General features: G+C 70.7%; 11 protein-coding genes and 2 pseudogenes. 8 read left to right on the forward strand and 5 right to left on the reverse strand.

From position 1 onward, the window contains the following. Nucleotides 1–13: 13 nt before the first annotated feature. The gene (locus tag MJ783_RS23380) at nt 14–142 is read right to left on the reverse strand and encodes a hypothetical protein (protein WP_255720713.1); all 129 of its coding nucleotides are present in this window, start codon (nt 140–142) and stop codon (nt 14–16) included. A 397-nt stretch (nt 143–539) separates the two neighbouring features. On the opposite strand from MJ783_RS23380, the gene MJ783_RS18260 reads away from it, so the two are divergent. The 7 genes and pseudogenes from MJ783_RS18260 (at nt 540) to cobM (ending at nt 6,200) form a co-directional block, all read left to right on the forward strand. Beyond that, the gene (locus tag MJ783_RS18260; protein WP_239311900.1) at nt 540–767 is read left to right on the forward strand and encodes a hypothetical protein; all 228 of its coding nucleotides are present in this window, start codon (nt 540–542) and stop codon (nt 765–767) included. Then, nucleotides 760–1,488 (forward strand): GAF and ANTAR domain-containing protein, encoded by a 729-nt coding sequence (locus MJ783_RS18265; protein ID WP_239311902.1) that lies wholly within the window; start codon nt 760–762, stop codon nt 1,486–1,488. The genes MJ783_RS18260 and MJ783_RS18265 overlap by 8 nt, the downstream gene beginning before the upstream one ends. A gap of 51 nt (nt 1,489–1,539) precedes the next feature. Beyond that, nucleotides 1,540–2,307: a GAF and ANTAR domain-containing protein gene (locus MJ783_RS18270; RefSeq protein WP_239311904.1), complete on the forward strand. Its 768-nt coding sequence runs from the start codon at nt 1,540–1,542 to the stop codon at nt 2,305–2,307. A gap of 346 nt (nt 2,308–2,653) precedes the next feature. Beyond that, nucleotides 2,654–3,163: an STAS domain-containing protein gene (locus MJ783_RS18275; protein WP_239311915.1), complete on the forward strand. Its 510-nt coding sequence runs from the start codon at nt 2,654–2,656 to the stop codon at nt 3,161–3,163. 832 nt (nt 3,164–3,995) lie between these two features. Then, nucleotides 3,996–4,153 (forward strand): annotated as a pseudogene (locus MJ783_RS18280) (transposase); the annotation flags it as partial. A 65-nt stretch (nt 4,154–4,218) separates the two neighbouring features. Next, nucleotides 4,219–5,448 carry a precorrin-6y C5,15-methyltransferase (decarboxylating) subunit CbiE gene (gene cbiE / locus MJ783_RS18285; protein ID WP_239311906.1) on the forward strand — a complete coding sequence of 410 codons (1,230 nt, stop codon included), beginning with the start codon at nt 4,219–4,221 and terminating at the stop codon, nt 5,446–5,448. Beyond that, nucleotides 5,445–6,200 (forward strand): precorrin-4 C(11)-methyltransferase, encoded by a 756-nt coding sequence (cobM, locus tag MJ783_RS18290; RefSeq protein ID WP_239311908.1) that lies wholly within the window; start codon nt 5,445–5,447, stop codon nt 6,198–6,200. Before cbiE ends, cobM begins: the two co-directional genes overlap by 4 nt. A gap of 34 nt (nt 6,201–6,234) precedes the next feature. Here the strand turns inward: cobM and cobF are convergent, their stop codons facing one another. Next, entirely contained in the window at nt 6,235–6,996 is a 762-nt protein-coding gene (cobF, locus tag MJ783_RS18295; RefSeq protein ID WP_239311911.1) for a precorrin-6A synthase (deacetylating), read from the reverse strand. Between the two features lie 64 nt (nt 6,997–7,060). Between cobF and MJ783_RS18300 the strand changes: the two genes are divergently transcribed. Then, nucleotides 7,061–7,807 carry a cobalt-precorrin-6A reductase gene (locus tag MJ783_RS18300; RefSeq protein ID WP_239311912.1) on the forward strand — a complete coding sequence of 249 codons (747 nt, stop codon included), beginning with the start codon at nt 7,061–7,063 and terminating at the stop codon, nt 7,805–7,807. Here MJ783_RS18300 and MJ783_RS18305 read toward each other — a convergent pair. From MJ783_RS18305 to MJ783_RS18315, 3 genes and pseudogenes are all read right to left on the reverse strand, one after another. Then, on the reverse strand, nt 7,779–9,413 hold the full coding sequence (locus tag MJ783_RS18305; protein ID WP_239311913.1) for a precorrin-2 C(20)-methyltransferase: 1,635 nt from the start codon (nt 9,411–9,413) through the stop codon (nt 7,779–7,781). The two genes, MJ783_RS18300 and MJ783_RS18305, sit on opposite strands and share 29 nt — an antisense overlap. Beyond that, complete coding sequence (locus MJ783_RS18310; RefSeq protein ID WP_239311914.1) at nt 9,410–10,033, reverse strand: precorrin-8X methylmutase; 624 nt, start codon at nt 10,031–10,033, stop codon at nt 9,410–9,412. The genes MJ783_RS18305 and MJ783_RS18310 overlap by 4 nt, the downstream gene beginning before the upstream one ends. Further along, nucleotides 10,023–10,690: pseudogene (locus tag MJ783_RS18315) on the reverse strand (precorrin-3B synthase); the annotation flags it as partial. The pseudogene MJ783_RS18315 and the gene MJ783_RS18310, both read right to left, overlap by 11 nt.

The following is a 10,690-nucleotide window of genomic DNA, read 5'->3' on the forward strand; positions in this document are numbered from 1 at the left end:
CTGTCGGCCGGGGTCAGCGACACCCCCGCGCCTTCGCCTGCTCGACGAGGCGCCGCGCGAGCGCCTCGTCCACCACCGGCGCGGTGTCGGCGGGTTTGTCCGCGATCGTCTCCGTCACCGGCTCGGTCGTCGTGCTGGTCATCGGGCGCTTCCCCTACCTGCACCTATACACAAAGTGTCATAAAAGGGTTACGCCGCTGTTCTTGCAGGGCTCCACGGCTGGAGGGTGCGCCGTTTTACTTTGACAACGCCTGGCCAGTTTTCGCTCGGCACCGACAACCTGGCGGGTACGGGCTAAAAGGTCGCGGGCGACGGCGTAACCTGACGGGTGTCACGTCAGCGTGGCTGTGTTCTCGTCCTGGTCTGGTCTGTACGCCTGTCCGGGTTCCCTCTCGCTGATGCGTTGGCCAGCTGAGAGGGATCACTATGACTACGGACGTCGTGACAGATTTTCCTATGGAAATTCCGAGCCTTGCGGGGGTGAGGAGAACAGCTGCGGGGTCCGTGATAGCGAGTGTGCCGAATGGGGCCGCCCTGTCATGTGCGGGTCGCTGCTGGATGACCATCCGCGTTGGTACTCCGTTCGGATCGCGGTGAATCTCGCCCTGCTGGGCGGCGCGCTGGGTTCCTACCGGCGGCTGCTGCGCTACCTGCACCGTGCCGAGGTGCCGTTGCGTCACCCCATCCCGGAGAAGCGGCTGATCACGGCCAGGGATGTTGCCGGTGCCGCACCGGATCTGCGTGGCGGCCAGGGAGCGCGTGAGTGACCCCGGCCGGCTCCGTCTTGAGCTGCGTGCCCTGCTGGCGGACCGGTCCAGGGACGCCTCGGTGCTGGACCGGTTGTGTGTCGGCGTGGTGTCGGCCTTGCCGGTGGATGGGGCGGCGATCTCGGTGACGACCGACGCTGCCGTCCGGGGCTGGTACGGCGCGAACGGCCCGGCCACGGCCCGCCTCGATGATTTCCAGTTCACCCTCGGGGAGGGACCTGGCTGGGATGCCGTCCGGTATGGGCATCCGGTGCTTGTCGGGGACGTGACTGGACCGGCGGGGCGCCGCTGGCCGATGTTCACTCCCGCGGTCCTGGCGGCCGGTTTCCGGGCAATCTTCGCGTTCCCGTTGCGGATTGGCGCGATCCGGCTGGGTGTCCTCGACCTCGTGTGCGCGCGGGCGGGCTCCTTGGACAGCGATGGGTTGGCGGACACCTTGATTGTCGTGGATGTTGTGGCCTTGGCGCTTATCGACGCGGCGGCGGGCGACTCGTATGGCCCGGTCGATCTGCTGTCCGGACCGGACTCAGAGGCCGCCGGGATGTATCGGGCCGAGATCCACCAGGCAACCGGAATGGTGATCGCCCAGCTCGGAGTCAGCGCGCAGGAGGCCCTCGCCCGGCTCCGTGCGCACGCCTACGCCGCCGGACGGACTGCCGACGAGGTCGCCCGCGACATCGTCGCCCGCCGCCTGCGACTCGACGGTGACCTGCTCCAATGACGGAGAACGGGACTTTTGCCAGGGTCACCCGATGGCCCGCGGAGGGTAACGGTGGGTAAGGAACAGCAGTTGAGCGAGGCCTTCGTCGCCCTTGCCGACAGCCTTGTCGCCGACTACGACGTCGTGGACCTGCTGCACCGGTTGGCCAGCCACTGCGTGACACTGCTCAATGTGGCTGCCGCCGGGCTGCTGTTGGCCGACCAGCGCGGCAGCCTGCAGGTCGTGGCAGCCTCCTCGGAGACCAGCCGGCTGCTTGAGCTGTTTCAGCTCCAACACGACCAGGGACCCTGCTTGGACTGCTACCACAGCGGCACCGCGGTTACAGTCCCCGACATCGACCTGACCGCGGGCCAATGGCCGATCTTCGCCGCGGAGACGCTGGCCGCAGGCTACCAGTCGGTTCATGCACTGCCGATGCGGCTCCGCAACGAGGTGATCGGCACGTTGAACCTGTTCGGTACCCGCCCCGGCCTCCTCGACGACACCGACGCGCGCGTCGGCCAGGCGCTCGCGGACGTCGCCACGATCGCGATCCTGCAGGAACGCGCGATCCGCCGCTCCGAGATCCTCGCCGAACAGCTCCAACACGCGCTGACCAGCCGGGTCCTGATCGAACAGGCCAAAGGAGTCCTCGCCGAACGCGGCACCCTCGACATGGCCCAGGCATTCAACCTGCTCCGCCGCCACGCCCGCAACACCAACACCCGCCTCACCGACCTGGCCCGCGGCATCGTCGACGGAACCTACGACAGCACCGCCATGCTGCCCCCCCGAGCCCGGTGCCAGCCGCCGCCACCCGTCCCAGACTCGGGAAGATAGCCGGCCGCGGGCGGGGTTCAGGTCGCCGAGGAGCGAAGCCGCCGGGACCGCACGCCAGCCGGCGCCAGCCGGCGGTATTTCCCGGCCGGGACGAGCCGAGCGTCACGACAACGAGCCAGACAATTCCCTTTTCGACCGGTCGAGCCGGACCGGTTCGACGGTGGGTGTCCCGGCGCCGTGGAACCAGCCGCGTGATGAGAAAAAAACCACAGACGGTGGGATGGATTGCGTTATAGTTACAGCCTGGGTTTGAGTAGCCAGCCGAAGTGTCCGGACGCCATGCGCTCCCGTCGACTGCTTGCACCTCACGGCAGCAACTCGTTCGGCCGGAGGCCTGGTAACCGTGATGGAAAAGTTCCTCGACCTGCCCGATCCAATGCGGGAGCGCACCGACGGCTGTGCCACTGACTTTCGCACCACCACCTGCGTCACGCCCGACAGGACCGTCGTGCGTATCTACGGTGAGATCGACATCTCCATCAGCGCCGCGCTCCGCACGGCGCTGATCGCCGGCCTTGACCGGCACCCACCGATCCTGGTGATCGACCTCGACGGCGTGTCGTTCCTCGACGCCCACGGCCTGGGAATCCTGGTCAGCGCTGCGAACCAGGCGGACCGGGCCGGTATCCCGATCACCGTTGTCGGCGCCCGGCCTCATATCTTCCGCCTGTTCACTCTGACCAACCTGGTCAACCGGCTGGATGTACACGCCACGCCGACACCGATCCCCTCGACGACCCACCCAGGTCGTGGACGGCGAGTCCACCCGGTAGCAAGCAGCGACGTCACCAGCCCCCTCGGCCGTCGGCTGTCCTCTGCGTCGATCGCCGGACGGGATGAGCCAGTTCCCCTTTAACCGCCCCTACAGTGGGAAAGGAGAGGGGCGCCGAGCACTGTGCCAAAAAACAGGCTGGCATCTGGTCCGACCCTCCCTTCACGTGAGCCGCATGTGAACATGCAGAAAGGAGGGTCGGTATGCCACGCCCATTTTCAGCCCGATGGTCTGCCGAGAAGACGGCGGCGAACCCCACCCGCGTTCCCGGTGCCGTGTCGAGGCCGTTCGTGCCGTTGGACGCGGACCCGTGGGTGCGTGAGCCCGTTCAGGTCGGCCCGGTAGTCCGACGGGGACAGCTACTCCGGGTTCGTTGATCCGTAGTCGTGGTGGGTGCGTCATCGCCAGCCTCCCCGGAGGCTGCGCCTGTCCGTATCCGACGGATGATGGAGAGGTGACGGCGATATATGCCCGGCGAGGTTCCGAGGGGCTGATGCGTGTGGCTGTCAAGCGGTCACATCATGATCAACATCTAGAGCCTCTGACACGGTGCGACACGAGGCCGCAGTGCGCCGTGAGGCGCTGAGAACCGAAGGAGGTGCAAGGCCTTCTCGCTGGGCTGTCGCAGCAGCCTGGTAGGAGCTGAGCGCAGTCTGACCCGGGAGACGCCGGGAAGGGCGGGAGCAGCACTGACAAAGCCGGGACGCCTCGGGACTGCCAGACGGGGCGGGTCCGGCGAGCGAGATCAGACGGTATACGAGAGGAACCAGTGGTAAAGCTCCGTAAGCGTGTCACCGGCTCAAATCTGGTGGATACGGGCCGGGGTGCAGCGCGGGACTGCCCGGAATGGGTGGGCGGGGTCAAATGGTCGTAGCGACGCTCCGATAGGATGATCGGATAACACCGAGAGGATGGGCGGATGCTGCGCGCCGAGTTCGCCGGCCGGGTGAACCGGGCCTCGACGCGTGGGCATTTCTGGTCCCCTCCTACTTCGCCGCCTCGGCTGGCGGAGCGCCCATCGCGGCGTTGCGCGAGTACATCGAAGGGCAGCGGCGGCCAGCACCGATGCGCTGACCCCGCCCTAAACGGCGGGGCTTGCGCGCTACGTCTCCCGGGTCAACATCGGGCAAACTGAGCCCATGGCAGAGTGGGACGCGCTGTGGTGCACGGTGGTCGGGATCGGAGCCGACGGGTGGCGGGGACTGTCGGCGACCGCGCGGCAGGCGGTGTGTTCCGCGGACGTGGTGGTGGGCAACAGTCGTCAGCTGCGACTCCTCGATGACACGGTGACCGCGAGAAGGGTGGAGTGGCCATCACCACTCCTGCCGGCGTTGCCCAGGCTGCTGGACGAGCACAAGCACCTCCGCCTCGCCGTGTTGGCGAGTGGCGATCCGATGTTCTTCGGGATCGGCTCGGCGCTGGTCGGTCTGCTGGGGCCGGAGAGGGTGCGGGTGCTGCCCACGCTGTCGTCGGTGTCGCTGGCGTGCGCTCGCCTGGGGTGGCCGGTACAGGATGTCGAAATCGTCAGCACCGTCGGGCGCCCGCTGGCGGTGCTGCATCCCGCGGTCCAGCCGGGTCGTCGGGTCCTGGTGCTGGCGGCGGAGCCGGACCTGGCCGACGCGGTGTGTGCGCTGCTGGTAGGGCGGGGCTTCGGGCCGAGTACCGTGACCGCGCTGACCCGGCTGGGGGGCCCGGATGAGCGGCTTGTGTCCGGTGTCGCACAGGAATGGACGGGCACCGCTCATGATCCACTGGCGATCGTCGCAATCGAATGCCGTGCCGGGGCGGGGGCTGTCCTGCTGGCCCGGTCCCCCGGTCTGCCCGACGAGGCGTTCGAGCATGACGGACAGATCACCAAGTGGGAGGTCCGAGCGATGGTGCTCGCCGCCCTGATGCCGGTCCCCGGGCGGCTGCTGTGGGATGTCGGAGCCGGGTCGGGCAGCGTGGGGATCGAGTGGATGCGTAGTCATCCGGCCTGTCGCGCGGTCGCGGTCGAGCCGCGGGAAGATCGCCGCTCGCGGATCTCCCGCAATGCCGAGCAGCTGGGGGTGCCCGCGTTGCGGGTGGTGGCAGGCCGCGCGCCGGAGGCGTTGGCTGGTCTGCCCGCACCGGACGCGGTGTTCATCGGCGGAGGCATCACCGAAGGCGGCGTGGTCGAGGCGTGCATGGCCGCCCTCGCTCCGGGCGGGCGCCTGGTCGCCAACGCCGTGACGGTGGAGTCGGAGGCGACGTTGGCGGGCTGGCACGCCAAGGTGGGCGGCACCCTGACCCGGATCGGGATCCAGCGGGCCGGGCCGGTCGGTGGCTTCACGGGATGGCGGCCCGCGATGCCGGTGACGCAGTGGAGCTGGTGGGAGGAACGAGGATGACGATCCATTTCATCGGTGCGGGGCCGGGTGCCGCGGATCTGCTGACGGTGCGCGCACAGCGCCTGCTGGCCTCCTCACCGGTGTGCCTGTACGCGGGCAGCCTGGTGCCGGAGGACGTCCTTGCCCTCTGTCCGGCCGGCGCGCGGCTGGTGGACACCGCCGAGCTGACCGTGGATGAGATCGTGGCCGAGCTCATCGCCGCGGACCGGGCCGGGCTCGATGTCGCCCGCCTGTGCTCGGGAGATCCGTCGATTTTCAGCGCGGTCGCCGAGCAGGCGCTCCGGCTGGACGCCGCCGGTGTGCCCTATGACATCACCCCGGGTGTGCCGGCGTTCGCCGCCGCCGCGGCGGCGCTGGGGCGGGAGCTGACGGTGCCCCGTGTCGGGCAGACGGTCATCCTGACCCGTACCGCGGCACGGGCGACACCGATGCCCGAGGGTGAGGATCTGGCCACCCTCGGCTCTTCGGGCGCGACCCTGGTGGTGCACCTGTCGGTACAGCGGATCGACGCCGTGGTGGCGGACCTGCTGCCCCGCTACGGCCCGGACTGCCCCGTGGCGGTGGTGGCCTACGCGAGCCGGGCCGACGAGGTCGTGCTGCGGGGCAGTCTCGGTGAGATCGCGGAGGCCGTCCGCGCGGCCGGCATCCGGCGGACGGCGGTGATCGTGGTGGGGCGGGTGCTGGCGACGGAGGGATTCCACGACAGCCACCTGTACTCCGCGGCTCGCCAGCGGGCCAGGGCCGGTTCCTGAGGGCCGGTTCCCACAGGACTCGCTCAGGACTCGCTCAGGAGGTCTCGCGGCGGACCAGGTAGGTGTCCATGATCCAGCCGTGGCGTTCACGCAGTTCCCGCTTGGTCCGGGCGATCTCCTCGGCGACGTCGCCCAGCGGCCCGGAGCGCAGTTCCTCCTCCGGTGTGCCGAGGTAGGCGCCCCAGTAGATGTGCAGGCCGGGGTCGTCGAGGTCGGCGGCGGCGAGCCCGGCGTCAAGCATGATCACCACGTTGTCCAAGCCGTCGGGCAGGCCTTGGGCGAGGCGGCGGCCGGTGGTGATGTGGATGGGTTCGCCGATGCGGTTGAGCGGAATGCGGTGGCGGGCGGCGAGGGCCTGCACGCTGGTGATGCCGGGGATGACCTGGTAGGTGAACTCCACCTGGCCGCGGGCGAGGATGCGGTCGATGACGCGCAGGGTGCTGTCGTACAGCGCCGGGTCGCCCCAGACGAGGAAGGCTCCGCGGCCGTCATCGGTGAGGTGGGTGCTGATCGCGGCCTCGAACAGTTCCGCGCGGCGCTCGTGCCAGTCCTCGACGGCTCCGGTGTAGGCCTCGGCCTGGCGGTCCCGGGGTGGTTCGGGGATCCGGACCACCTGGTAGTCCCTGTCGCGGATGTAACGGTCGCAGATCTCCCGCCGCAGGGCGAGCAGGCTGTCCTTCTCGTCACCCTTGTCGACGACGAAGAAGACGTCCGTGACGTTGAGGGCGTTGATGGCCTGGATCGTGATGTACTCCGGGTCGCCGGCGCCGATTCCGATCACAAGGATCTCCCGCATGCCTGCCGCCTTCCTTGTCGCCGCAGGGCCGCCGCAGGCGCACGGCCGTCGTTAGGGTCGTGGCGTGAGGGTACTGATCCTGGGCGGTACCGCCGAGGCCCGCGCGCTCGCCGACGCCTTACACGGCCGGGACGGTTGCCAGGTGATCTCGTCGCTGGCGGGCCGGATCAGCCGGCCCACGCTGCCGCGGGGTGAGGTCCGCGTCGGTGGGTTCGGCGGGGTCGATGGGCTGGTGGGCTACTTGCGCGCCGCTGCCGTCGACGTGCTGGTGGACGCGACCCACCCGTTCGCGGCGATCATGTCCGAGCACGCGGCACAGGCCGCCGCGGTGACCGGGACCCGCCTGCTCGCGTTGCGTCGACCAGGGTGGTCGGCTCGTACGGGTGACCGATGGCTCCACGTGCCCGACATCACGCAGGCGGCGCGGGCGGCGGCGGGTCTTCCCGGGCCTGGATGCGTGTTCGTCACCACGGGCCGGCGAGGTCTGGACGCCTACGCCGACGACAGCCGGCACGGCTACCTCATCCGCACGGTCGACCCGCCCACCGAGGCACTGCCGGCGCGGCACACCGTGGTGCTGGACCGGGGTCCCTACACCGTCGAGGGTGAGACGGCGCTGATGACCGGGCACGGGGTGATCGCGCTGGTGACCAAGAACAGCGGCGGACCGCTGACCGCGGCCAAACTCACCGTGGCGCGCCACCTCTCCATCCCCGTGATCATGATTGATCCGCCTGTCCCACCGGCCGGCGTCCGTTGGGCCGCCACAGCGGCGGAGATCGTCAGTCTGCTGGATAACGGCGCGGGGTGAAGACTCGGGGACGACCGTCCGGGCCGGTCCCGACCTGGGTCTGCGACGATCCGACGATCACCAGGCAGCGCATGTCGATCGAGCCGGTGTCGAGGTCCGCCAGCGTGGTGACCCAGACAGCCTGCTCCGCGGTGCCGACAGCCCGGCCGACAATCACCGGGGTGCCGGCGTCGCGGTGGCGCAGCAGCAGGTCACGGGCCTCGTCGAGCTGGTGGCGCCGCGCCCGGGACGCCGGGTTGTAGATCGCGATCACCAGATCGGCGCGGGCCAGGGCCTCCAGCCGCCGGCCGATCACCGCCCACGGCTTGAGGCGGTCGGACAGCGAGATGGTGGCGAAGTCGTGGCCGAGGGGCGCGCCGACGGCGGCGGCGACCGCCTGCGCGGCGGTGATGCCGGGAAGGACACCGACCGCCACGGTGGTGTAGCGGGGCTGGGCGGCGGCCTCCAGCACAGCACTCGCCATCGCGAAGACCCCGGGGTCGCCGGAGGAGACGACCGCGACCCGATGGCCCCGGCAGGCAAGGTCGAGCGCGAACTCGGCGCGTTCGGCCTCGACCCGGTTGTCGGAGGCGTGCCGCTGCTGCCGCGGGTTGGCCGGAACCCGTTCGATGTACGGGCCGTAGCCGACGAGGTGCTCCGCGGCCGACAGGGTCGCATGGGCCTGCGGAGTCAGCCAGTCCCGGCCGCCCGGACCCAGCCCCACCACGTCGACCCGCCCGGTGCGCGCGCCCGGGGCGCCGGCAGCGACCGGATCCGGCGCGGCGGAGCCAGCACCCGCCGGCGCCGTGGAGAGCGTGGAGACCGCGGAGACCGTGGATGCCGATCTGGCGGGTGCTGGTGCGGATGCCTGGGCCCCGGGCACCACCACCATCGCCATGTAGGGAACTTTGCCCGAACTCACCTCGTCCAGCGGGAGCATCCGCTGGTCGGTGGTGGAGGCCCGTTCCACGTAGTAGGCGTCATCGAGGCGGCCTGCCTGCCTCACCGCATCGCGGATGTCCGCGAAGTGGCGGCTGACCTTGAGGATGGCCGCCGCATCGGTGTCCCGCAGGCGGCGGGCGAGCTCGCTGCCCGGCAGCGTGCCGGGCAGCACGGTCAGCACCTCGTCGCCCTCGACCAGCGGGACACCCGTCGCGGACGCGGCTGCGCTGACCGAGGTGACCCCCGGCACGATCACGGCGTCGAACCGGCTGGCAAGACGTTTGTGCATGTGCATGTAGGAGCTGAAGAACAGCGGGTCGCCCTCGGCGAGCAGCACCACGTCACGGCCGGCGTCGAGATGAGCCGCGAGCCGGTCGGCCGCCTGGGTGTAGAAATCGGCCATCGCACCCGCGTAGCCGCCGGGATGGCCGGTGGTCTCGGTGGTGACCGGGTAGACCAGCTGCTCCTCGATCTGCCCCGCCCGCAGGTAAGGCTCGGCGATCGCCCGCGCGATCGAGCGGCCGTGCCGCGCGCTGTGGTAAGCGACCACATCGGCCGCGGCGATCAGCCGAGCGGCCTTCACCGTCACCAGCTCCGGGTCCCCCGGCCCGAGCCCGACCCCGTAGAGGGTGCCCCGGGCCCCGCCGTCCCGCCGGTTCGTGCTCGTGGCGTCCAGCGTGCTCACTCCGCCTCACTCGCGATCGCGTTCACCGCGGAGACGGCCAACGCGCTGCCCCCGCGCCGGCCGTGCACGGTCAGGAACGGCAGGCCGCTGTCGGCGAGCGCGCGCTTGGACTCGGCGGCACCGATGAAGCCCACCGGCAGGCCGAGGATCGCGGCCGGCCGGGGCGCGCCATCGGCGATCAGTTCCAGCAGCCGGAACAGGGTCGTCGGCGCGTTGCCGATCGCGACGACCGCGCCGTCCAGGTACTCGCCCCACAGCTCCGCCGCCGCGGCCGAGCGGGTGGTGCCGGCCGCGGCGGCCAGCCCGGCCGTCCGGGGGTCCCGCAGCGTACAGATGACCGGATTGTCCGCTGGCAGGCGGGACCGGGTGATGCCGCTGGCCACCATCTGCGCGTCGCACAGGATCGCGGCGCCCGCGCGCAGCGCGGCCCGCGCCGCGGCCACGGCACCCGGTGCGTAGTCCACGTCGCGGATGAGATCGACCATGCCACAGGCGTGGATCATGCGGACCACGACCTGCGCCACGTCGGTGGGAAACGGTGACAGGTCCGCTTCGGCCCGGATCGTGGCGAACGAACGCCGGTAGATCTCCGCTCCGTCGCGGATGTAGTCAGTCGTCACTGAACACGTACCCCTCATCGGTCGCGATGACGTCGATCCGCGTGTCCGCCGGCCGGCCGCAGCGCCGCCGGCAGCCGCTGAAGTGTGCGTGCCGGCCAGGCCAGCGTCCCGCGGCGGCAGCGGCATCGGTCTGGACGTCGGCCAGCGCGCTGGTGCAGCCGGGTGTGCCGGTGCAGGCCGAGAGCCAGTACCACGGCGACGTGTCGTCCACACCGAGCCCGAGGTCCGCCGCTGCCGCGGCGAACTCCTCAGGGTCGGGCAGGTCAGGCAGCACGATGCCGCGCCAGGGCGTCACCCGCAGCCCGCGGGGGCCGGCGTGCCGCGCCAGCAGGGTGGCCTGGGCGGATGACAGCCGCCCGAGCGGGGCCAGCGCCACCAGCGCTGTTCCTCCGTCGATCTGCTCCACCAGCCCGGCGGGACGCAGCCGCGGGGGTAGCACGTCCCGGCCCGCCGGGACCTCGAATCCGCCGGGTGCCAGGGCGCGACGCGCGACCACGCTGATCCCGCCGGTCAGCTCGGCGACCCGCCACGCCGCGCTGTTCTGGACCGCCCGCTCGGCCAGGAACGACTCCGCGAAGGCGAGCGCGGTCGGAACCACCGCCGCCCGGGGCACTGAGAACCCGCACACCGACGCCGTCCGGGCCGTGAGGACGAGGG

Origin of the sequence: Protofrankia sp. Cj3 (assembly GCF_917627355.1) — a bacterium.
Taxonomy (GTDB): domain Bacteria; phylum Actinomycetota; class Actinomycetes; order Frankiales; family Frankiaceae; genus Protofrankia.